The sequence below is a fragment of the Variovorax sp. GW821-FHT10D07 genome (assembly GCF_059415325.1).
On sequence record NZ_JBWKMZ010000002.1, the window covers coordinates 367,060 to 388,969 of the forward strand.

General features: G+C 67.0%; 24 protein-coding genes. 14 read left to right on the plus strand and 10 right to left on the minus strand.

Annotated features, from left to right (window positions below; genetic code table 11):
- Positions 1–3: 3 nt before the first annotated feature.
- The 3 genes from AC07PU_RS06935 to AC07PU_RS06945 all read left to right on the plus strand — a co-directional run bounded on the left by AC07PU_RS06935 (position 4) and on the right by AC07PU_RS06945 (position 2,905).
- The gene (locus tag AC07PU_RS06935) at positions 4–693 is read left to right on the plus strand and encodes a hypothetical protein (protein ID WP_495316317.1); all 690 of its coding nucleotides are present in this window, start codon (positions 4–6) and stop codon (positions 691–693) included.
- A gap of 231 nt (positions 694–924) precedes the next feature.
- The gene (locus tag AC07PU_RS06940; RefSeq protein ID WP_495316319.1) at positions 925–2,133 is read left to right on the plus strand and encodes a multidrug effflux MFS transporter; all 1,209 of its coding nucleotides are present in this window, start codon (positions 925–927) and stop codon (positions 2,131–2,133) included.
- Positions 2,134–2,143: 10 nt separating this feature from the next.
- Complete coding sequence (locus tag AC07PU_RS06945; protein WP_495316321.1) at positions 2,144–2,905, plus strand: SDR family NAD(P)-dependent oxidoreductase; 762 nt, start codon at positions 2,144–2,146, stop codon at positions 2,903–2,905.
- Between the two features lie 48 nt (positions 2,906–2,953).
- On the opposite strand, the gene AC07PU_RS06950 is transcribed toward AC07PU_RS06945, so the two are convergent.
- A complete protein-coding gene (locus AC07PU_RS06950; RefSeq protein WP_495316323.1) occupies positions 2,954–3,409 on the minus strand; it encodes a GNAT family N-acetyltransferase in 456 nt (151 codons plus the stop codon).
- 28 nt (positions 3,410–3,437) lie between these two features.
- The gene (locus tag AC07PU_RS06955; RefSeq protein ID WP_495316325.1) at positions 3,438–4,454 is read right to left on the minus strand and encodes a hypothetical protein; all 1,017 of its coding nucleotides are present in this window, start codon (positions 4,452–4,454) and stop codon (positions 3,438–3,440) included.
- Positions 4,455–4,727: 273 nt separating this feature from the next.
- Here AC07PU_RS06955 and AC07PU_RS06960 point away from each other — a divergent pair, with 273 nt between their 5' ends.
- Positions 4,728–4,934, plus strand: a complete 207-nt coding sequence (locus AC07PU_RS06960; RefSeq protein ID WP_208514033.1) for a hypothetical protein — start codon at positions 4,728–4,730, stop codon at positions 4,932–4,934.
- A gap of 320 nt (positions 4,935–5,254) precedes the next feature.
- Positions 5,255–5,557, plus strand: a complete 303-nt coding sequence (locus tag AC07PU_RS06965) for a hypothetical protein (protein WP_495316327.1) — start codon at positions 5,255–5,257, stop codon at positions 5,555–5,557.
- 132 nt (positions 5,558–5,689) lie between these two features.
- Here AC07PU_RS06965 and AC07PU_RS06970 read toward each other — a convergent pair whose 3' ends face one another.
- Together AC07PU_RS06970 and AC07PU_RS06975 are read right to left on the minus strand one after the other, a co-directional pair.
- Positions 5,690–6,214 (minus strand): hypothetical protein, encoded by a 525-nt coding sequence (locus tag AC07PU_RS06970; protein ID WP_495316329.1) that lies wholly within the window; start codon positions 6,212–6,214, stop codon positions 5,690–5,692.
- A 381-nt stretch (positions 6,215–6,595) separates the two neighbouring features.
- Positions 6,596–6,901 (minus strand): transcriptional repressor, encoded by a 306-nt coding sequence (locus AC07PU_RS06975; protein WP_495316331.1) that lies wholly within the window; start codon positions 6,899–6,901, stop codon positions 6,596–6,598.
- Between the two features lie 733 nt (positions 6,902–7,634).
- On the opposite strand from AC07PU_RS06975, the gene AC07PU_RS06980 reads away from it, so the two are divergent.
- The gene (locus AC07PU_RS06980; protein WP_490875849.1) at positions 7,635–8,582 is read left to right on the plus strand and encodes a hypothetical protein; all 948 of its coding nucleotides are present in this window, start codon (positions 7,635–7,637) and stop codon (positions 8,580–8,582) included.
- Here AC07PU_RS06980 and AC07PU_RS06985 read toward each other — a convergent pair.
- Positions 8,579–9,478 carry a LysR family transcriptional regulator gene (locus AC07PU_RS06985; protein WP_495316334.1) on the minus strand — a complete coding sequence of 300 codons (900 nt, stop codon included), beginning with the start codon at positions 9,476–9,478 and terminating at the stop codon, positions 8,579–8,581. The two genes, AC07PU_RS06980 and AC07PU_RS06985, sit on opposite strands and share 4 nt — an antisense overlap.
- Before the next feature lie 101 nt (positions 9,479–9,579).
- Here AC07PU_RS06985 and AC07PU_RS06990 point away from each other — a divergent pair, with 101 nt between their 5' ends.
- Positions 9,580–10,386, plus strand: a complete 807-nt coding sequence (locus AC07PU_RS06990) for an NAD(P)H-dependent oxidoreductase (RefSeq protein WP_495316336.1) — start codon at positions 9,580–9,582, stop codon at positions 10,384–10,386.
- Here AC07PU_RS06990 and AC07PU_RS06995 read toward each other — a convergent pair.
- The 4 genes from AC07PU_RS06995 to AC07PU_RS07010 form a co-directional block, all read right to left on the minus strand.
- A complete protein-coding gene (locus AC07PU_RS06995) occupies positions 10,383–12,479 on the minus strand; it encodes an alpha/beta hydrolase domain-containing protein (protein WP_495316338.1) in 2,097 nt (698 codons plus the stop codon). The two genes, AC07PU_RS06990 and AC07PU_RS06995, sit on opposite strands and share 4 nt — an antisense overlap.
- Positions 12,480–12,615: 136 nt before the next feature.
- Positions 12,616–13,581: a Bug family tripartite tricarboxylate transporter substrate binding protein gene (locus AC07PU_RS07000; RefSeq protein ID WP_495316340.1), complete on the minus strand. Its 966-nt coding sequence runs from the start codon at positions 13,579–13,581 to the stop codon at positions 12,616–12,618.
- A 57-nt stretch (positions 13,582–13,638) separates the two neighbouring features.
- Entirely contained in the window at positions 13,639–14,004 is a 366-nt protein-coding gene (locus tag AC07PU_RS07005; RefSeq protein ID WP_495316343.1) for an AtuA-related protein, read from the minus strand.
- Entirely contained in the window at positions 14,001–15,392 is a 1,392-nt protein-coding gene (locus AC07PU_RS07010; RefSeq protein WP_495316345.1) for an acyclic terpene utilization AtuA family protein, read from the minus strand. Before AC07PU_RS07010 ends, AC07PU_RS07005 begins: the two co-directional genes overlap by 4 nt.
- 101 nt (positions 15,393–15,493) lie before the next feature.
- On the opposite strand from AC07PU_RS07010, the gene AC07PU_RS07015 reads away from it, so the two are divergent.
- On the plus strand, positions 15,494–16,438 hold the full coding sequence (locus AC07PU_RS07015; protein WP_490880505.1) for a LysR family transcriptional regulator: 945 nt from the start codon (positions 15,494–15,496) through the stop codon (positions 16,436–16,438).
- Between the two features lie 4 nt (positions 16,439–16,442).
- Here AC07PU_RS07015 and AC07PU_RS07020 read toward each other — a convergent pair whose 3' ends face one another.
- A complete protein-coding gene (locus AC07PU_RS07020) occupies positions 16,443–17,420 on the minus strand; it encodes a LysR family transcriptional regulator (protein WP_495316347.1) in 978 nt (325 codons plus the stop codon).
- A gap of 113 nt (positions 17,421–17,533) precedes the next feature.
- Between AC07PU_RS07020 and AC07PU_RS07025 the strand changes: the two genes are divergently transcribed.
- The 6 genes from AC07PU_RS07025 (at position 17,534) to AC07PU_RS07050 (ending at position 21,905) form a co-directional block, all read left to right on the plus strand.
- A complete protein-coding gene (locus AC07PU_RS07025) occupies positions 17,534–18,520 on the plus strand; it encodes a tripartite tricarboxylate transporter substrate-binding protein (protein ID WP_495316349.1) in 987 nt (328 codons plus the stop codon).
- Positions 18,521–18,545: 25 nt separating this feature from the next.
- On the plus strand, positions 18,546–19,088 hold the full coding sequence (locus tag AC07PU_RS07030) for a 4-hydroxylaminobenzoate lyase (RefSeq protein WP_479672168.1): 543 nt from the start codon (positions 18,546–18,548) through the stop codon (positions 19,086–19,088).
- 3 nt (positions 19,089–19,091) lie between these two features.
- Positions 19,092–19,814, plus strand: coding sequence for a nitroreductase (locus tag AC07PU_RS07035; protein ID WP_495316351.1), 723 nt, complete (start codon positions 19,092–19,094; stop codon positions 19,812–19,814).
- Between the two features lie 73 nt (positions 19,815–19,887).
- Positions 19,888–21,033: an aromatic ring-hydroxylating oxygenase subunit alpha gene (locus AC07PU_RS07040; protein WP_495316353.1), complete on the plus strand. Its 1,146-nt coding sequence runs from the start codon at positions 19,888–19,890 to the stop codon at positions 21,031–21,033.
- Positions 21,034–21,123: 90 nt separating this feature from the next.
- The gene (locus AC07PU_RS07045; RefSeq protein WP_431512380.1) at positions 21,124–21,438 is read left to right on the plus strand and encodes an ArsR/SmtB family transcription factor; all 315 of its coding nucleotides are present in this window, start codon (positions 21,124–21,126) and stop codon (positions 21,436–21,438) included.
- A gap of 2 nt (positions 21,439–21,440) precedes the next feature.
- The gene (locus AC07PU_RS07050; RefSeq protein WP_203205444.1) at positions 21,441–21,905 is read left to right on the plus strand and encodes an SRPBCC family protein; all 465 of its coding nucleotides are present in this window, start codon (positions 21,441–21,443) and stop codon (positions 21,903–21,905) included.
- Positions 21,906–21,910 lie beyond the last annotated feature (5 nt).

The window sequence follows — 21,910 nt, forward strand, 5'->3', positions numbered from 1 at the left end:
ACCATGAAACGCGGCCTCGCCCTCCCCGAACTCAACCCCACGTTCGGCCCTTTCGGTCGACGCGTCAAGTTCTACGGTGCGCTGGCGATCGTTGCCATCTTCATATGGTTGGTGACACGCCCACGCCCTTACTGGGTGGCGATCTCCACGGCCTATGCCACGCTTCTTTGCATCACCGTCGCGCCACTTTTCGCGAACGACTATTTCCGTTTGAAAGGCGACGGAGGTTTTACAGACAAGGCCAGGATCAACATGACCGAGCCGTTGTCCTGCCTGACGGCTGCGCTGGTCTGGCGCGCGGTTCTGGATACGAGCACGGACGACATTTCCAAAGCGTTCTTCCTCGGCTTGCTCGTGGGCTTGCCGTACGCATTGTTCCTGTGGGTCATCGTCCGGCGGGCGTCGTTCTTGATCGCGGCAGGAATCGGCATGGCACTGGGGCCAGCCATCTTGCTTCACTTGAACGCGCTGACCCTCCCAGCGCACGGCTACGTTGAGCGAGGAGTCGTCTCCAGCACATACACGTCAACGAAGCCATGGCGCCACGTCGTGGTTGCATCGATCGAAGGAAGCAAGGTGGAACTGGTAGTGCCCGCGGACTCCCTTTCGAGCTATAAGGTCGGCCGACGGATATGCACCGAGGTGCGCGCCGGCATGTTCGGCATTCGCCAGCGCTCCATCCAAGCTTGCTGATCAGTCTTTGCACCGATACGGTTTCGTCGCGCTGGTGTAAAGTCCACCCCGCCGAGCCCACAAACTCGCCGCGTAGCAAATCGCACGCCCCCTCATCCAGCCCCAAAGGCCCGATGAGCTCCCAGCTCCTGTTGACCCGACGAGAGCCACCATGTACCCATCCTCGACGGATGGCTCTTGCTGTCAGGTCACCGCATCCCCGCAAGAGGAATGCGCGCAAAGGAGTTGCTCGTGCCCCCTCATCATCGAAATGCCCCACCCCTCTGGCTGCTGATTGCGCTGTCGGCGCTCGGCGTTCTGCCGCTGAACATGTTCGTTCCTTCCTTGCCGAACATCGCGAAGGAGTTCTACGCCGAGTTCGCGACGGTCAACGTCGCCGTGGCCGGGTACGCCGTGGTCACTGCGTTGACGCACCTGATCGCCGGCGCGCTGTCCGACAGGTTCGGACGCAAGCCCGTTCTGATCGTCGCGCTGCTCGTCTTCGTGATCGGCTCCATCGGGTGCTTCTTCGCGCACAGCATCGAAGTGTTCCTGGCCTGCAGGCTGCTCCAGGGCAGCGCCATTGCCGGATACGCGATGTCGCTGGCCGCGATCCGCGATACGGCAGGCGAGCGGATGATCAGTCAGATCGGCTATGTCTCGTCCGCCTGGGCGATTGCCCCGATGCTCGGTCCCACCGCGGGTGGCGTTCTCGACAGTTGGCTGGGCTGGCGCGCGAACTTCGCCGCTTTCGCACTCATGGGCGCGGTGGCGCTCTGCCTGACCCTGCGCTACCTGCCGGAGACCCACCACCATCGCTCCACGACGATCTCGAAACAGCTCGACGGCTACAGCCAACTGCTTCACTCCGCGCAGTTGTGGGCCTATGGACTCTGCATGGCCTCTTCCATCGGCACACTCTACGTCTTCATCGGCGGCGCGCCTGCCGTGGCCATGCAAACGTATGGAACCTCCGCGGCGATGGTGGGTGCCTACATGGGACTGGTTCCCGCGGGCTTCATCGTCGGAAGCTACACGGTCGCACGCTGCGGACGACGGTGGCAGCCGATCCGGTTCATCGTTGCCGGGCGACTGCTAACCTGCGCAGGCCTGCTGGTGGGCGTGGCGTTGGCAGTGCTGGGGTTTGCTCATCCGCTCGCGTTCTTCGGCCCCTGCGTGTGCGTGGGACTCGGCAACGGATTGACAATGCCCACGGCCAACAGCCGTGTGCTGTCGATCCACGCGAGCTTCGCCGGCACCGCCCTGGGCCTGGCATCGGCCATGACGGCCATCGGTGCCGGCGCCACGGCCTTTGCGGCCGGGCTGTTCGTCGACGAGTCCCATCCACGCAACGCCCTGCTCGCGGCAATGTCGACGACGTCGCTGCTTTCATTGGGCATCGCCGTGTTCATCGCTCGTTCGGAGCGGCGGCAGCGGTGCATTCGATCGCAACCAGACTGAGGTTTTCCAGATGAACGTCAATCCGACCATCGATCCCACGCTTCGTGTCGCGCTGGTCACGGGGTCCACTTCCGGCATCGGTGCCGCCATCGCGCGCAAGCTGAGCCAGGCCGGCTATGCCGTGGTCCTTCACTCTCGAAGTTCCGCGGAGACAGCCCGTGCAATGGCCGCTGAGATGAAGCAGGCCATCTACGTTCAAGCAGACCTTGCCCTGGAAGCCGACAGGGTGCGGCTCGTCAGCGAAGCCATTGCCGCGTGGGGCCAACTCGACGTGCTGATCAACAACGCCGGCATCAGCCGAGTCATTCCGCACGCAGACCTCGCCGCCGCCACTGCCGCGGTGTGGCACGAACTCCACGAGGTCAACGTCGTGGCGCCGTTCCATCTCATCACGTTGGCCGAGTCGACCTTGCGCGACGCCGCCCTGCGCCGTCGAGCGGGCTGCGTCGTCAATATCAGCTCGCACGCGGGCGTCCGTCCCAAGGGCGCATCCATTCCCTATGCGGTCAGCAAGGCCGCGCTCAATCACATGACCCGCCTGCTCGCACTGTCGCTGGGGCCGGACATTCGCGTCAACGCCGTGGCGCCAGGTCTGGTCGACACGCCGCTCACCGCCGACTGGACCGCCGCACAGGAACTGTGGCGCGAACGTGCACCCATGCGCCGGGCCGCAAGCCCGGACGACATTGCGCACGCCGTTGCAATGCTGGTTGCGTCGGACTACCTCACCGGCGAAGTGCTGCTGTCGGACGGCGGATTGAATCTGACCTAGGTGGGGTCGCAGACACTGCGATGGCCGCCGGCACTTTGCGTGAGAAGACTAAGTGGCATCCGCAGGGGGCTTCGCAATGAAGGCCTGCTTTCCGTGTCGATCGAAGCCGGCCGATTCGTAGAACTTCAACGTCGCCTCGTCCTTGCGACCGGTCATCAGCATCACCTTGTAGCAGCCTGCAGCCCAGGCCGTGTCGAGCGCTTGTGCCAACAAGTCTTTTGCGTAGCCTCTGCCGCGGTGCTCCGCATGCGTCACCACGTTCTCGATGACTCCGTAGGGCCTGCAGCCGCGCGTGAGGTTGGGGATCAAGGTCAGATTGCAGCTGGAGACCAGCTCGGTGCCCTCGAATCCACCGAAGTAGTGGAAGTGACGACTTGCCAGGATCTCCTGCCAGACTGCTTCGACGACAACCGGGGCGGGCCGTGGATCGTCCGTCTCGTGAAGATGCTTGTAGAGATCGAGCAACGCTGGCAGGTCGGCCTCGAGAAGCTTGCGAGTTTTCATGTTCGGCGTGGACAGTGGGTCGAGTACCTTACAGCGCGCGGGCCATGTCCGCGATTCTCGCCAGTACACCCTCACCAGGCCAGCACCACGCCGCCGTGGAGATCGCTGCAATCGCGACATAGACCGCCCGCTCCATGCCCCCCAATGCAGGCGCCGGGAGAATGCACACCGGGAGAGGTTCTTGCGCAACGTCTTGCAGCGACTCCGAACAAGTGCCCAGGTCGGCCGCCGAAAAGCGAGGCAGCCTTCCAAGACGAGAGCCGATCAGCGTCAGCAGCAGCATCGGCCACCAGAGCAGCGAGATCAGCAGCAACGCGGCCGAAGACAGCACCTTTCCCAGCACGGATCTTTCATCCCACGGCCGATAGTTCGTCATCTGCGTCCACAGGTTGTTGCTGAACTCCTGCAGCAGCGGCCTTCTGATGCCTTCCAGGCATTCGACCTTCGGCAGCCACTGCCAGTCGCCGGCCATGTACCTGCGCAGAAACTCGTAGTGCGCAAGGCAATCGGCGGGACTGTTGTTTGCGTTGCTCACAAGGATCATCTTCGTGGCACCGGCTTCCGTTGCCCCCTTCAGGCAAAGACGGTAACGCAGCGCGCCGCCCACCGTGATTGAGTCCACCTGGGGAACCAGTTGCGCCCACGGCGCCTCGATGCGCTCCCTGCCCCTGAGCTGAACGACCTTGCCGGTCGTCGGATTGAAGAGCGTAGGAAACGCATAGGGCGCGGTCACTGCCTGCACCAGCGCGGCAACGGCAATCAGCGCAAACACGGCGACCGATACCGACATGATGAGCACAAAGGCCGTGTCGGCCGTGCCTTGCCGAAATGCGTCGGCGAGCATCGAGCAGAACCACGCCGCGATCCCCAGCGGCATGAGCCCCAGAAAAAGAACGATGCTCTTGATCGCCGAAGACATGTTGCCGTGCGGCAGCGTCTGCAGCCGTACCGAATCCATCGACAGGACAAGCCCATCCCCGGAAGGCGCCGGCAGTACGGGGTCGACGTCCAACTCCTCATCCTCTCTGTTCTTGACGATGCGCAAGGCGGGCTCGATGTTCTCGCCAGATCGGACATAGGCGGCAGCCGCCCCGCGGACCTGCGGGCAGCCCGCTCATCTCGGGCACCAACGAAGCTAGCTTCTTTTTCATGAGCCTCCCAGTGCCTAAAGTCATTCCTCTGTGCGACTCGCGAGTTCTGCCACGGTTGGCCTTGTCCGATGGTTCCGATGCGGCGATCATTCCTCGCGCCAAGTACAAGAAATCACTGACGCCACACACCGATGAGTGCAAAGCGATTCCCCACGATAAGCATTGCGGTGACGGTGATCCTGGCCGTCGTTCTCACCGCATCCAACACGATATACGAGCGCTACTGCGCCTTCGGCTTCGGTGGCTTTCAGTGCAACGACCCCGTTTCCGGCTATGGCAGCGCGCTGATCACGACATCACTGGTCTCCCTCGCCCTCCTCGTCGTATCGGCGGCAATTGCGGTATGGAAGCTCATCGCTTGGGCTCGAAGCTGAAAACGGCGGCCTACAGCCATTGCTCACGTTGGGCCTCAGGCAGCAGCGAGGCGGCAAAAAAGGCTGGCGTGACTTTCGATACTGGCGCACGCCAGCCGCCGTGCGCACAGTGGCGTGCTGTGACATCGCACAAGAGACTCCGATGGCTTCTGGCAGCCACATGCCTGGGCATCATGGGCATGCCGTTGGCCCAGACATCGGCGTGCGCGCCGGCCGCCCCTCGCGATCCGGGGTGGCAAGGCATCGTCATCGAGGCACCTCCCCTGGTCCGGACGAAGCCTGGCCAGGCCGCCGTGGTGTGGGTGTGCGGGCTGGCAGTCATGCCCATCATCGTGCCCACCCCGCCCGAGATGAGGCTTGTTGCGGTGGACAGCACCACCGGCCAGCGCTACGCCGGCCCCATTCCCGCGCCGGCACCGCAAGACAACGAGATACCCAATCCCATGCAGCGCCCGCCCAGGCAGCCGCACGAGGTCTCCGGGATGACGGGACAGGTGCGCTTCGACCTGGACCTGATGGCGGTACTTCGCCTACCTCAGAGGAATGCGGACTACCGGGTGCATGTCGAACGAGGCGCGCTTTCGTCCAATGTGGTACGGGTGCGGGTTCGAATCGCCGGTTGAGGCAGAGAGCGCCGGGGCAAGCCCATCGCAAGACCCACTGCACGCTATGTCTCCGTCACCAATGCGGCAGCTTCACTCCTGTCAAAGCATAGCTGGACAGCTCATGCGCCCAGGACCTGCACCGATCGAACCTCACTGCTCCGACGGAGCGTGGGACTCGTGGGGAGCAGCAAGTCTCTGCAGCAGCCACCCTCCCGCCTTCAGCGTGGAGAAACGCCACCATGAACCATTCGGCTCGGCATAGAAAGCCAGATGGTCTTCGCCACCCGCCTGCTTGAGAACGGACTCAGAAACTCGCGCATGCACTTCTTGACTGCTCAGCTCGATCAAGTAGTGCCTGATCAGCCAGACGACTCGGTAGTACTCGGAGATGCGGGACTCGTCCGTGCTCGGCAAAGGATAGGGGCCGGCCAGTTTCCTCTTGTGCTCGACGACCCAGGGCGGAGGCTCGCCGGTCTCGATGAACGCATACAGACCCTGCCAGGGTTCGGGTTCTGGCCAAACCTCTCTATAGCGCCGACGGTCCTCTTCGCCCAATGCCAGAAAGAAGCTTCTCCAATCCTCCCAGTAGACCTCACCCCAGCCCATGCGCCATCCCAAACTCCCCCAAGGGAGATCGGGATGCTTGACCCATAGCGGTGGCAATCCGGTTGTCATGCTTTCACATTGATGAGGCTGAAGCTTATCGCCTCGTACCCACGACCTGCGACTCGAAGGCCAAGCGCCTTGCATTGCTTGCAAAGCACCTTCGCGCGACTCGATTCAAACTCACCCAGGCCGAATTCCGTCTTTCCTCTCAGAAGAGCAAGCACTTAGGCTGCAGCTCGCTCTGCGAGATCTGGCACAACCGATCGCAGGGCCTTGACTTCGGAAACGCTCGGCCCGCCATCCGAGAAGATGACATGGAGCAGTTCTCTGTCTTCAGAGCGGTGCACAACGACCCAGCCAGGCTCCGAGCCATCCCAGAGGGATGAAAATTTTTCAATGGATTCCATGGGGTCTGACTAAAGTCTCGACTGATCGACGGCTCCCCATCCTTCACGAAGACTCCACCCTGAAGCCTCGCTTGCCTTCGAAGATCTTCTTCAGAGCCGTGATCAGCTGTCGTCGTTCTTCATGGGAAACGCCGAGGTTCACAACGTACTCATCGAACCCGTCCAGCTGACTAGCCGTCTCCGGATCCAGGTGCGCCGTGAGAACGTCCCCGTTGAACGTCAAGTTCAGGTCTTCCACGCTAGCGTTGAGCTGATCGAGCACCATCACTTCGATTTCGCCCTGATCTGGAAGGCGTGTCAGTGAGAAGCAGTATTTCGTGGCAACGTCGACACAGTAGACGAAAGCCATCTCATAGTGCTCGTCGTAGGGTGATGCCGAAACCCGAGCGTGGAGAACCTTGCTTTTTCTCATTTCGCGCATTTTGGGGGATAAGTTTTCATGCGCTTGTCTCGAGTCGCGAACCGTGTCTGCATCAACCCACCTGGCACCTGAGATAGCCTCGCGACAAATGGCCGGAAGCTCGTACGCGTGTGACCGTTCGCAGCCAACGGAGCAAAGCCGATTCCATCCAACCAATGCGAGGTCACCCCCAGCAATTCGCACCTGGTTTGCACTTGGCCACCTTCTCTACGCTGTAAATCTCTACAGTAGATGCCCCTCTACCCCGAAGGCCCGCTATGTGGGCAAGAAAGGCCGCACACACGACCCCTTGAACGGGCGGATGAATGAATCAACCGCTTCGCCTCGCGGCGGGCCGTCGATGCATCGGGCATCGCGGCGAACGGGGGGCGCAAAAGGCGACGGCCAAGATGCTGACACACCCTGGCCATCTAACCACAAGACGTGCAACACCTTGAAAGGAGCACACCAAATGCAACGCAGCAGCGCCCGCCTACACCGGCCCGGGGCCGGAGGATCTTCTGGAGAACAAGCTGGAGCAGTTGAACTCGCTGCTTTGGTGTTGCCATGGAAGCGGAAGTCGTTGGCGTGAGGATGCGGAAGGAACGCATTTCAACAACGTGATCTGACTGGCCTATGAATTGGCCCGCGAAGCGAGGGAGCTATTTCAACGCTCGGCAACTTGCTCAAGGTGAGCGCGCAACGGCGCACCCATTTCAGCGGCATTCCCGCGCTCCATGTTCCGTTGGTCACCAACCACTGGCCAACCACATTAGCAAGCCGCATCCGCTCATTCACCAACACCGCCCAAGAGCAACTCAATCTCCCGGGGGCGGTCAACGCTCCGGCTGGAATGCCTTGCAGCCGTCGCCGGATACACTTCGTTAAATATTTCTATAGCTCACCGAGGGATCGAGGCGTGTATCCAAAGGAATACTTCTTGGAGCGGTTTCGGAATGACGAAACCGAGGACCTCTTGCGACGATACGCAACCACAGACTTGGCGGACGAAGCAAAAGAGGCGATCCTCTTGTTGCTCAAATCCCGTGGAATCGAAGACTCGACTTTGCAGCCGCTCGTGCTGCAAGCAAGGAAGGCCTCGTATCGGCAGACCAAAGGTACAAGCGAGTGCGATTTCTGTGGAAGCTCCGCCAGGTTCTCTGCGCTTTTAGATGAAGGGCAGCGCTTCTGCAGCAAGGCATGTTTGCGGAATGCGCGTCTGCTTGAAATATCAGAGGACATCTCGAAAGAAGAGATTCTTAGCCACGCGTTCACCATAAAGAACGGTACGTGTCCGGAATGCCAGCAAGCGGGCTCAAAGACAGAAGTGCGGCGCTACTACCGGGTCTGGTCGGCAGGCATCTTCACTCAATGGACCAACCGAACGCACATCTGCTGCCATTCGTGCGGAAGAAAAGCAAACCTGGGCTCCATCGTCTTCTGCACATTGCTTGGCTGGTGGGCCATTCCTTGGGGAGTCATCATGACTCCCGCCCAAATACTGGCCAACATCACCGAGATGTTCAAACCGTTGTCTGACCCTGCTCCGTCCGACGAACTGCTGCAAGCCGCGAGGCTTGATCTTGCTGCAAAGCTGCACAAGAAGCTTGCGATGGGAGCTGGTGCCTAAATTTCCACCCCCTCCACCACCCTCTCCCTCACCCACCGATGCCCCGCATCCCGATGCTTCCTCTCATGCCAAAGCATCGCCATCTCATACCCCGGCACCTCCAGCGGCGCCTCCACCACGCGTAGCCCCGCAGCCCCGCGCGCCAGCCGCTCGGGCAGCATCGCGACCATGTCGGTGGTCTGCAGCACCGAGATCATGAAAAGGAAGTGCGGCACCGACAGCGCCACGCGCCGCGTGAGGCCCTTCTCGGCCAGGGCCTCGTCGGTGGGCCCGCTGAAGCCGCCGCCGCTGAGCGACACCACCACATGCTCGAGCGCGCAGAACTGCGCGAGGGTGGGCCGGCGCTTCAGGCGCGGGTGGCCGGCGCGGCCGGCGAGCACATAGCGCTCGTGGAACAGCACGCGCCGGTGCAGGCCCGGCGGCGCGCCCACGCTGGTGTGAAAGAACAGGTCGACCTCGCCCTGCTCAAGCTGCCGCGCCATGCGCAGCGGCACGGCTTCGACCACGGCCAGCCGGGTGTGGGGCGCGGCGGCGCGGATGGCGGCGAGCGCGGGCAGCAGGATGGCCGACTCGGCATAGTCGGCGGCGGCCACGCGCCAGGTGGTGGTGGCCTCGGCGGGGTCGAAGGGCTTGCTGGGCGCGACGGCGCGGCCCAGCGATTCGAGGGCCTCGCGCAGCGGCTCGCGCAACTCGTCGGCGCGCGCGGTGGGCCGCATGCCGCGCTGGGCGGGTACTAGCAGCGGGTCCTTGAACACCTCGCGCAGCTTGGCGAGCTGCACGCTCACCGAAGGCTGCGACAGGTTCAGGCGCTCGGCGGCACGGGTGACGTTGCGCTCGGCCAGCAGGGTGTCGAGGGTGAGCAGCAGGTTGAGGTCGAGGCGGCTTAAATTGTTCATGGCAATTCCTGGAATTCGAACTATTCATTTCCAATATATCGCCACGCTGCCTAACCTGCGGTCATCGCTCCTCTTCTTTCCTCATGACCTCAGGTGAATCCATGAACGTACTCCTCGTGCTCGCGCATCCAGAACCCGCCTCGCTCAACGGCTCGCTGCATCGCTTCATGCGCGATCGGCTCGAGGCGCAGGGCCATTCGGTGCGCACTTCCGATCTCTATGCGATGCGCTGGAAGCCCACGCTCGAAGCGGCGGACTTTCCGGCGCGCGACGCGGCCGCTCCCTTCGACCCCGCGCTCGACTCACTGCGCGCCTTCGAAACCGGCACGCAGGTGGCCGACATCGAGGCCGAGCAGCAGAAGCTGCTGTGGGCCGACGCGGTGATCCTGCAGTTTCCGCTCTGGTGGTATTCGATGCCGGCGATCCTCAAGGGCTGGATCGAGCGCATCTATGCCTATGGCTTCGCCTACGGCGTGGGCGAGCATTCCGACAGCCACTGGGGCGACCGCTTCGGCGAAGGCTCGATGGCGGGCAAGCGCGCGATGGTGGTCACCACGACGGGCGGCTGGGCCTCGCACTACGCGCCGCGCGGCATCAACGGGCCGATGGACGACCTGCTGTTCCCGATCCACCACGGGATCCTCTACTACCCGGGCTTCGAGGTGCTGCCGCCCTACGTGGTGCACCGCACGGGCAAGGTCGACGCGGCGGCCTACGCGCGCATCGAGCAGGAACTGGGAGCGAGGATGGACACGCTGTTCAGCACGGCGCCGATCCCGTTTCGCCGCCAGAACCGTGGCGACTACGAGATTCCCGCCCTCACCCTGCGGCCCGACATCGCGCCGGGCCGCTCGGGCTTCGGGGTGCATCAGGCACCGGCCGAAGCCCAGGCTGCCGCCGAGGCTTAGGGCAGCACCGGCGTCGCGGCCGCGGCGGCGATCGCGGCGTCGGCATCCACGCGCAGCATGAAGCGCCGGGCGACGAGGTCGTTGGCGGCGGCGGTCACGGCCGACACGTAGCCCGCCTGGTCGGTGTAGCGCTCCTGCAGCGACAGGCGCGGATCGCCGCTACCGGTGCGCGCGGCGGTGGTCTTGGCGAACGGGAAGTAGGCGCCGAACAGGCCGGCCTGGTCGATGGTGGCGGGCTTGCTGGTGTAGTTCCAGCCGGTGTTGGTGCCCAGGGGCACGGCCACGTCGAGGCTGCGGATGCCGGCGATGTCGTTGCCGTCGGCATCGACCTGCGGCACGAGGATGGCGTAGTCGCGGCCCAGGTAGGCCGGCGGCACCTGGGTGGGAATGCCGCTCTCGTCCTGCGGACGGTAGTTGGGGCCCCAGTCGAGCAGCGAGAAGGTGTTGACCAGGCCGGTGTAGCCCACGCCCGGAATGGCCGGGAACTTCACCTGCTGCGGCCGCACCAGGGTGCTGTCGGCGAGCTTGGGCACCTGGCTGTCGGGCGGGTTGGTGCCCTTCACGACCCAGTCCTCGAGGTTCTGGTAGAGCGCGCGCACCACGGGGATCACGCCGGCATTGCCGTTGGTGGCGTAGAGCGCGCCGGCGGCGCTGCCGGGCATCGAGGGCAGGCCCAGCAGGTGATGGCTGCTTGCGTAGTAGTACACGCGCGCATTGGCGGGCTGCGCGAGGTCGGTGGTGCCCCAGGCGTCGGTCAGGAGCGGCGAGCCCTGCAGCACGTAGAACTCGGTGCCGCTGAAGCCGATGAAGAGCTTGGGGCAGGTGCCGGTCGCTTCGCAGCGCGACAGGATGCCGCCGCGGCGCTGGGCCACGTCGTCGACGTAGTCCTTCGACAGGCCGCGCGTGCCGGCCTGGCCGAAGGCGGTGTGGTCGCTGCGCACGCCACCGCCGCCGCCCGGAATAGCGAAGCGGGTGTTGATGTTGGTCTGACGCGCGGCGATCTGCGCGAACACGCCGTCGAACACCTTGCGGCCCGCGCGGTCCTCGTTGAAGCCGAGATGCACGAAGGTCTTCATGAAGTTGCCGCACTGCGACACGCCCGATGCAATGGTGTTGCGAATGGCGCTGGCCACGGGGTTGGCGGTGCCGGCGGCATCGCTGGCCTCGTGGTGGAAGAAGGCGATCATGTCGCGCAGCGCCGCGAGGCCCAGGCCCATCACCTTGGGGTCCTTGGCGACGTAGACGAGCTCGTACATGTAGGCCGGGTCCCAGCCGGCCTTGAGGCACACGCTGGTTTCGTCGGGCGTGCCCGGAAACGGGTTGCCGGCGGCGCACTTGGCGAACTTCCATTCGCTGGCCGGGATGAGCTGGCGCGCGTCTTCCTCGTTGATGCGGCGCGTGAGCACGTAGCCCGGCTTCGTGTTGTCGAGGCTGGCGGTGGCATAGGCCTGCATCGCGGCATTGAACGGGCCGCCGGGCAGCGGCAGCGAATCGCCGGTGGCCACGGTAGGCAGCAGCTCGGCGCGGTAGGGGCCGGTGATGGTGCTGCCATCGGGGTTCTTCGCCACGGGCACGGTCAGCGTGACCTTGCCGGCGGCGGCGGGCACGTCGCCCTGCCAGGCGGCGGTGAGGAACACGTAGCCGCGCGATGCGAAGTAGGGATCGAGGTTGACGATGTTGCCGCGGTTGGGCGCGTCGTAGCGCAGCACGCCGCTGGCCTTGCTCATGTCCTTGGGCTTGAAGAGCACGAACTCGGACTTGTATTCGACCTTGCCGTTGGCATTGGTCGGCGCGAGCGCGAGGTCCTGGATGATGGCGTTGTGCGTGTCCTTCGGGTCGACCTCGCCGGTGAAGGTGCCGGTGATCTTCTCGTAGGCACCGGCGCTGCCGAAGCTGCCGGGCACGTCCTCGGTCTTGGCGATCGAGAGCGTGTACTTGGGCGCGCTGGCCGCGGGCGGTGGGTTGGTGGCGGGCGGGTTGCTGGCGGGCGGGGGCAGCAGCAGGCCGCCGCCGCCTCCACCGCTGCCGCCGCAGGCGGTCAGGAAAAGCGCGGCCGTGACCGCGCTGGCAGCCGCGAGGCTCCATCGATTCATGTCTGTCTCCTGTGGTTGTGATGTATCGGCGCCGGGCGCCTGTGTGCGGCACGATGCGCGCCGCCGCCGCGCGGCCGGCAAGCCGGTCGGCGGGTGTCGTGGGGCCGGGGAAGAAAACCCCGGCCCTGGAACTCGTTTACTCGGCCTCGATGCCGGCCGCCTTCACGATGCGGCCCCACTTCTGCGATTCGCCGGCCTGGAACTTCGCCAGTTCCTCGGGCGAGGTGGTGAAGACCTCGGTGCCGCTCGGCTCGTAGAAGGCGGTCTTCGCGCTGTCGCTCTTCGCGGCCTTCACCAGCAGTTCGTTGAGGCGCTTGACCATGGCCGGCGGGGTCTTGGCGGGTGCGTAGGCGGCGAACCAGTAGCCCATCTCGTAACCCTTGACGCCGGCCTCGGCGATGGTGGGCACGTCGGGCGCGAGCGGCGAGCGGCTGGCACTCGACATGCCGAGCGCGCGCAGCTTGCCACCTTTGACCTGCGGCAGGCCGGTGGCGGTGTCGGTGATCATCATGTCGATCTGGCCGCCGAGCAGGTCGGTCACGGCCAGGGTGTTGCTCTTGTAGGGCACGTGCAGCAGCTTGATGTCGGCCATCTGCTGCAGCAGCTCGCCGGCCATGCGGCTCGACGAACTGCCGCTGCCGAAGCTCAGCTTGCCCGGCTCCTTCTTCGCGAGCGCGATGAAGTCGGCCACGCTCTTCACGTTCGAGGCCGGGTTCACCACCATGATCTGGCCGCCCTTGCCCAGGCCGGCGACGGGCGCGAAGTCCTTCACCGGGTCGTAGGGCAGCTTCTTGTAGAGATGCTCGTTGGCCGCGTGCGTGGTGTTGGTGGTGACGAGCACGGTGTAGCCGTCGGCCGGCGCCTTGGCGACGAACTGCGAGGCGATGAAGCCGCTGGCGCCGGCGCGGTTGTCGATGACGACGGCCTGTTTGGTCTCGGCCGTGATGACGTTGCCGAGGGCACGCGCGATCTGGTCGGTGGCGGTGCCGGCCGCGAAGGGCACGACGAAGGTGATCGGCTTCTCGGGGAAGGACTGCGCCTGGCCCAGCAGCGGGGCCAGGGCCAGCGCTGCGCCTAGCAGGGTGAGGGAACGTCGGTTCATGGTCTTGTTGTCTCCGGGATCGATGGTTGGAAATGCGGTGAAGGGTTGCTTCGGCGCTCAGGGGCCGGCCAGGTGATGCGCAAGCTCGCTCGGCACGCGCACGGGCATGTCGAGCAGCAGGAACGAGAGCGCCTTGCCGTGGGTGTCGAGGTTGAGCGCATCGTTGACGCCGCCGTCGAGCACGGCGTCGAGCACGAAGTTCATGGCGTGCAGCTTCGGCAGCAGGAAGCGCTGCACCTGCGAAGGCGCGCGGTGGCGGAACTGCTGGGCCACGCGCTCGGGCGTGAGCTGCTCGGCGAGCACGGCATAGAGCGCCGGATGCCAGGCGATGACGCTGATGTTCGAGCGATCGCCCTTGTCGCCGGTGCGGCCGTGGGCGGCGCGGTAGAGGGGGACGTCGAGGTACGGGTGTTCCGAGCTCATGCGCCCTCTCCTTCATCGAGCAGTTCGAAGCGCACCGGCACCGCCTCGCGCGGCAGCAGGCACGAGATGGTGTTGAGCCGCGGCGTGAGCGCGGTGCGCACGCCGCCGCCGCCCGCGGGCCCGCAGGTGTAGAGGGCCGTGACCTCGCGTGCCAGCCGCTCGGCCTGCGCGCGCTCGGCATGGGTGGCGGCCACGCGCAGCCGCACGTCGCGCAATCCACTGTCGGGCGTGGCCGCGAGCGCCTGGCCGGCGTCGTCGCCGAAGATGCTCAGCGCGCCGATCAGGTCCACGCGCAGCGCGAGCCCCTCGAGCCGTTCGCGCAGCACCTGCGCCGCGAGCCGTGCCCGTGCCTCGGCACGCGGGCCGGCATAGGAGATCTCGCCCTCGGCGAGCCAGCCGCCCTCGTGGCAGACGTTGACCTTGTAGTGCGCGGGCCGCGCATGGCCGCGCACGCCCGAGAGCGCCACGCGATCGGGCCCGGGCAGTGCATGCACCTCAGCCTCGGCGATGTCGGCCACCACGTCGGGCGTGAGGTAGGCGGCGGGGTCGTGCACCTCGTAGAGCAGCTGCTCCTTCACCGTGGCCTCGCTCACGAGACCGCCGGTGCCGTCGGCCTTGCCGATGGTGCAGTGGCCGTCGGCATCGATCTCGGCAATGGGAAAGCCCACGGCCGCGAGGCCCGGCACGTCCTTGTAGCCGGGGTCGGCGAAGTAGCCGCCGCAGACCTGCGCGCCGCATTCGAGCAGGTGCCCGGCCATGGTCGCGCGGCCGAGCCGGTGCCAATCGTCGGCGCGCCAGCCGAAGTGCGACAGCACGGGACCGACGGTCAGCGAGGGATCGGCCACGCGGCCGCACACCACCACCTGCGCGCCCGCGTCGAGCGCGGCGGCGATCGGCTCGGCGCCGATGTAGGCATTGGCGCTGACCACCCGCAGCCCGTCCATCGCGGCGCCGAGCGCCTCGCGCAGCAGCGCGCGGTGGGCCGGGCCCGAGAGGTCGTCGCCCTCCACCACCGCGATGCGCGGCACCGGCGCGCCGAGCTCGCGGGCCATGCGCGCGATGTGGCGCGCGGCGGCGCGCGGGTTGGCAGCGCCGAAGTTGCTGACGATGCGGATGCCGTGGGCGAGGCAGCGCGCGAGCACGGGGCGCAGCATGGCGTCGAGCAGCGGTTCGTAGCCCGCCTCGGGGTCGGCGCGGCGGCGCAGCTGGGCGAGTGCGAGCGTGCGCTCGGCCAGCGTCTCGAAGATCAGGAAGGCGCGCTGGCCGGCGGGGCCATGGCGCAGCCGCGCGATCAGGGTGTCGACCACCGGTCCGGCGGCGTCGGTGCGGTCGCCGGAGAAACCGGCGGCGCATCCGATCAGGAGGGGCGGCGATGCGGGGGAGTCCATGGCCGGCGACTGTAGGCACCCGTACCTGATCCGTAAAATCGAAAGTTCAGATCGATTGATCTGAATTTCGAATAACAACGACCGAGCCCCGGAGACAAGCGATGAGCACCAGCAGCACCGCCGCGCGCAAGACACCCGATCTCTCGACCCGCCAGCTGCGCGCCTTCCTCGCGCTGGCCGAGCTGCGCAGCTTCACGCGCGCGGCGCAGGCCAGCCATCTGTCGCAGCCGGCGTTCAGCGCGCTGATCCGCACGCTCGAAGACGCGGTGGGCACGCGGCTGTTCGACCGCGACACGCGCAGCGTGCAGCTCACGCCCGAGGGTCGGCTGTTCGAGGGCTCGGCGCGCCGTCTGCTCGACGACATGGGCGGCGCCATGGCCGACCTGGCCGACCACGTGGAGCGCCGCAAGGGCCGGGTGCGCGTGGCCGCCCTGCCCTCGCTGGCCGCGGGCTGGCTGCCGAGCGTGTTCGCCGAGTTCATGCAGGCCTGGCCCGGCATCCGCATCGACCTCGACGATGCGCTGTCCGACGCCTGCATCGCGCTGGTGCGCAGCGGCCAGGCCGACTTCGCGCTCGCGGCCTCGGGCGCGGGCGAGGCGGCCTACAGCGACCTGCGCGGCCAGCGGCTGTGCGCCGACCGCTTCCACCTGGTGTGCCGCACCGACCATCCGCTCGCGCGCGAGACCCGGCTCACGGCCAAGAAGCTCGCGCCCTGGCCCTTCATCCAGATGGCGCGCAACAGCAGCGTGCGGCAGGCGCTCGACGTGGCGCTGCATCCGCTGCGGCTCAACGCGGTGTTCGAGGTCGAGCACCTGGCCACGGTGATGGGGCTGGTCGAGGCCGGGCTCGGCATCAGCGTGGTGCCGGCGCTCACGCTGTTCCACTTCCGGCGCGAGACGCTGGTGACGCGGCCGCTGCCGCTGCCCGCGCTCACGCGCACGGTCTACCTGGTGCAGCGCAGCGAGGGCAGCCTGTCGGTGGCAGCGCAGACGCTGCACGACCTGATCGTGGCACGGCTGGGCAAGCTGAAGCTCGACGACTTCTAGCGCTTCAGCCCTCGCCGCCGGCCGCCCTGGCCGCCGCGGCCACCATCTCGCGCAGCCAGGCATGCGCGGCGTCGTGGTCGTTGCGCCCGTGCCAGACCGCGCGCGTGACCGCGGTGGCGGCGCGGTACGGCGGCTGGCGCTGCAGCAGTTCGCCGGCACGCGCCAGATAGGCGCCGAGCGAGGCCGGCACGATCGACAGCATGTCGCTCTCGCGCAGCAGCGCGGGAATGGCCAGCGAATGCGGCACGGTCACGCGCAGGCGCGGCGCCTGGCCGATCGCGGCCAGTGCCTCTGCGAGCGCGGAGCGGTCGAACATCTCGGACTGGCGCGCAAGGCCGCGCTCGAGGATGAAGCCGTCGACGGCGCCCTCCTCCTGCCCGCCGAGCGAGGTGGTGACCAGCGCGTACTTCGCGAGGTCGCGCACCGCGAGCTTGCGCCTGGCCGCCGGATGGCCCTTGCGCATCAGGATCACCTCGCCCTGCGACAGCAGGGTGCGCGCATTGAGCCGCGCCGGCACCTGCGAGAAGGTGCCGATGGCGAGGTCGATGCGGCCCAGGTCGATCTGTTCGGCGAGGTCGAGCCGGGTCGAGGGCCGGATCACCAGGTCGACGCCGGGCGCAGCCTGCTGCAGCGCGCGCGTGAGGCCGGCGACGATGACCGCCGTGATGTGGTCGTTGGCCGCGATCGTGAAGCGGCGCGAGGACAGCGCGGGCTCGAAGGGCTCGACGCCGAGCATGGCCTCGATGCGGCGCAGCGCATCGCGCAGCGCGGGCGCCATCGCGCTCGCGCGGCCGGTGGGCTGCATGCCCTTGCCGGTGCGCACGAACAGCTCATCGCCCACCAGCTCGCGCAGCCGCGTGAGCGCATGGCTCACGGCCGACTGGCTGAGGTTGAGCCGGCGGCCGGCCAGGATCAGGTTGCGGTCCTCGAAGACCGCGTCGAAGACCTTCAGCAGGTTGAGGTCCATGCGTCCGATGCTCATGGCGCGCTTCTTCGTGAGTTGAATGCCGTGCATTCTGCGCTTGAAAAAGCACCAGTTCCATTCAATTCGGGGCCGGCCGATCATTCGGCCACCCCACACCCACGAGGCCCGCCATGAACGCACTCACACGCCGCCGCTTCGCGCAGGCCGCGCTCGCCCTTCCGGCCGCCGGCTGGCTGCCGCGCGCCTTCGCGCAATCGCAGGGCAGCCCGGGCAAGCTGCTGGTCGGCTACCCGGCCGGCGGCACGCTCGACACCACGGCGCGGCAGCTCGCCGAGGCCTGGCGCAAGCAGGGCCGGCACTACATCGTCGACAACCGCGCGGGCGCGGCCGGGCGCATCGCGAGCGGCCAGCTCAAGCGCGAGAAGCCCGATGCGAGCGTGCTGCTGTGCACGCAGGCCTCGGCGCTCACGATCTATCCGCATGTCTACAGCAAGCTGGCCTACGACCCGGCCACCGACTTCGTGCCGGTCTCGCCGCTGGTGATCGCGACCTGCGCGCTCGCGGTGAGCGCGGCGGTGCCGGCCTCGGTGAAGACACTGCAGGACTACGTGGCGTGGGTGCGCGCCACGCCCACGGGTGCCAGCTACGCCTCGCCGGCTGCGGGCTCGGTGGCGCACTTCCTCGGCTGGCAGCTGTCGGAGGCCGGCGGGCTCAAGCTGCAGCACGTAGGCTACCGCGGCTCGGCGCCGGCGATGCAGGACCTGCTGGGCCGCCAGATCCCCGCCTACCTCGGCTTCGTGGCCGACTTCCTGCCCTACCTGCAGTCGGGGAAGCTGCGCATCCTCGCCGTGAGCGGCGAGCAGCGCTCGCGCTTCATGCCGGCCGTGCCCACCTTCGCCGAGCAGGGCTTCGCGCAGATCCGCGGCGCCGAGAACTACGGCGTGTTCGCGCCGCCCGGCACGCCCGAGGCCGGCGTGCACGCGCTGCACGAGGCGATGGTCGTGGCCAGCAAGGACCCGGGCCTGCGCGCGGCCTTCGACCAGGTCGGCCTCGAGGTCCACACGCTGGCGCCCGACGACTACGCACGCCAGATCCGGCGCGAGCGCGAAGCCTGGGGACCCGTGGTGCGGGCCTCGGGCTTCCGCTCGGACGAATGAAACTTTCAACCCCACGAGCAAAGACATGAGCACGACGCACACCGACCGCGAGGAACTGATCGAGCGAAGCCTTCCCTTCCTCGAGGAGATCAAGGACATGACCACGGGCACCGAGGTCGAGCAGTGGCTCAACCGCACCCATGGCCCCGACAGCGCGCTCTACCAGTCGCTGGCGCGGCTGGTGAGGCAGGGCGTGCGCGACGGCTGGGCCGCCAATGTCGAACTCGACGGGCCCATCTACCGCCGCAGTCGCATCGCCGAGCCCTCGGAGCGCACCTTGGGCTTCAGCATCACGGCCGTCTACATGGACAGCACCGGCAACACGCAGGGCAACCCGGGCCACGCCTACCGCGGGCAGTACCACGCCCATCCCTACGGCGAGTTCAACATGGTGGTGCCGCTCAACGAAGGCGCCGCGCTCAACGGGCCCAACGGCTGGTGCGAAGCTGGCTGGACCGCGCCCGCGCCGGGCAGCCACCATTACCCCGAGGCGCGCGGCGGCGCGGTGATCGCGCTGTTCTTCCTGCCGGCGGGGCGCATCGCCTACCACCCGGCACCACGGGACTGAGCGATGCGGCGGGCCGACGCTCCCACCGACAGCGCACGCCATGTCGACGCGGTGCTGCGCGCGCGCCGCTCGGTGCGCGCCTTTGCGCCGCGGCCGCTGCCGCAGGCGCTGGTGCGCGAGATCCTGCAGGTGGCGGCCACGGCGCCGAGCAATTCGAACACCCAGCCCTGGCGCGTGCACGTGCTGGCCGGCGCGCCGCTGAAGGCGCTCGGCGCTGCGCTAGACGCGGCCTTCGTGGCCGGCGATTTCGAGGCGCCCGCGCACTTTCCCGATCCGCTGCCCGGCCCCTTCTGCGAGCACCAGTCGGCCTTCGCGGCGTGCTACTACGGCGCGCTGGGCATCGACCGCGCGGACGCCGCGGCCCGCGCGCGGCAGACGCGGCGCAACTACGGCTTCTTCGGCGCGCCGGTCGGGCTGATCTTCGGCATCGATGCGCGGCTCGCGCGCCACAGCTGGCTCGACCTCGGCCTGTTCGTGCAGAACGTGATGATCGCGGCCAAGGCGCGCGGCATCGACACCTGCCCGCAGGTGTCGTTCGCGCCCTTCCATGCGCTGATCGCGGCGCGGCTGGGCATGCCACCCGAGGAGGTCACGGCCTGCGGCATGTCGATGGGCTGGGGCGATCCGTCGGCCGAGGTCAACCGGATGGCGATGCCGCGGCGGGCGGTCGAGGACTTCGCGCGCTTCGAGGGATTCGAGGGATTCGACGAAGCCTCGACCAGTTGAGACAAGCCGCGCCGGGCGCCGCTGGCCACAATGAAGCCCCCACCCGTGGAGGCCGCATCGATGGCACAGGCGCATGCAGCATGACGAACAGAAGGCGCTGATCCGGCGCGCGCTGGCATTGATCGCCAGCGGCGGCAGCGAGCGCGGCGAACCTTCGCTGAGCCCGGTGTCGCGCTACCTCGACCCCGAGCGCCATGCGCGCGAGGTCGAGCGCATCTTCCGCCGCCATCCGCTGGCGCTGTGCCCCTCGGCCGCGCTCGCACGGCCCGGCGACACGCTGGCCATCGACGCGGCCGGCATGCCGCTGTTGCTGGTGCGCACGCGCGAAGGCGAGCTGCGCGGCTTCGTCAATGCCTGCCGCCATCGCGGCGCGCGGCTGCGGCCGGCCGGCGCGTCGAACCAGCGCGTGTTCGTGTGCCCGTACCACAGCTGGACCTACGGGCTCGACGGCAGCCTGCGCGGACGGCCCGGCGAGGCCGACTTTCCGCATGCGCCGGCTGCCGACTGCCAGCTCGCGCGCGTGCCCGTGGCCGAGGCGCTGGGCTTCGTCTGGGCGATTCCGCGCGTGGCCCATGGCGAGGACGATGCGCGCATCGACATGGAAAGCTGGCTCGGCCGCTTCGGCGCCGACCTGCGCCACTGGGGCTACGACCGCTGGGTGCCGTTCGACCAGCGCGAGTTCGCGAACGCCGCCAACTGGAAGATCCCGTTCGAGGCCAACCTCGAGACCTATCACTTCCAGTACGCGCACCGCGACAGCATCGCGGGCCTGTTCCACGACAACCTGCTGATCGCCGACCACGAGGGCGCGCACCAGCGCCTCTTCCTGCCCAAGCGCGGCATCGAGCGGCTGAGCGAGCTGCCCGAGGACCAGTGGCAGCTCGGGCCGCATTCGAACGTCATCTACTACTTCTTTCCGGCCACCTTCATCCTGCACGAGGGCGACCATGCGAACGCCTTCACCGTGCTGCCCGAGGCCCCCGAGCGCTCGCGCGTGATCGCGACCATGCTGATCCCCGAGCCGCCCGCGAACGAGAAGGCGCAGCGGCACTGGCACCGCAACCTCGATTCGTACTGGGGCGCGCTGGCCGAGGACTTCGCACTTGGCGTGTCGGTGCAGTCCACGCTCGCGAGCGGCGCGCAGGCCTCGCTGTACCTCGGCGCGACCGAGTGCTGCTCGGCGAAGTTCCACGCGGACGTGGAAGCGGCGATCTCCTGAAGCAACCTCTCGGCCATCGTCGCGGCACGGGTCGGCTTGACATGCAGGTATTTGCCTGCATATCATCCGCTCACGCACGAACAACGACGAATGGACGCTGACAAGGTTTTCAAGGCACTGGGCGACCCGACCCGCAGGAAGCTGCTCGATCTGCTGCACGACCACAACGGGCAGACGCTCGGCGAGCTCTGCGAGCACCTGGACATGGCGCGGCAATCGGTCACGCAGCACATCGGGCTGCTCGAGGCGGCCAACTTGGTGACCACGGTCTGGCGCGGCCGCGAGAAGCTGCACTTCATCAACCCGGTGCCGCTGCACGAGGTCTACGAGCGTTGGGTGCGCAAGTTCGAACATCAGCGGCTCACGCTGCTGCACGACCTCAAGAAGGAACTCGAAGGAGAGTGACGATGAAGCCAGAGAAGATCAGCTATGTCTACGTGACCTACATCCGCTCGACGCCCGAGAAGGTGTTCGAGGCCATCACCCGGCCCGAGATCGCGCGGCGCTACTGGGGCCACGAGAACGTCTCCGACTGGAAACCCGGCTCGCCGTGGCAGCACGTACGCGCCAGCGACGAGCGCACGGTCGAGCTGGTGGGCCAGGTGGTCGAGATCGCGCCGCCGACGCGGCTGGTCATCACCTGGGCCGGCGCCTCGCAGGCGGCCGATCCCCAGGCCTACAGCCGCGTGGCCTTCGACATCGTGCCGTACGAGGACATGGTGCGGCTCACCGTCACGCACGACGAGCTCGAGGCCGGCAGCGGCATGGCCAAGGGCATCCAGCAGGGCTGGCCGATCGTGCTGTCGAGCCTCAAGTCGCTGCTCGAGACCGGCGAGGGCATCGACGTCTTCGCGAAGCCCAAGGCGGCCTGAGGCCG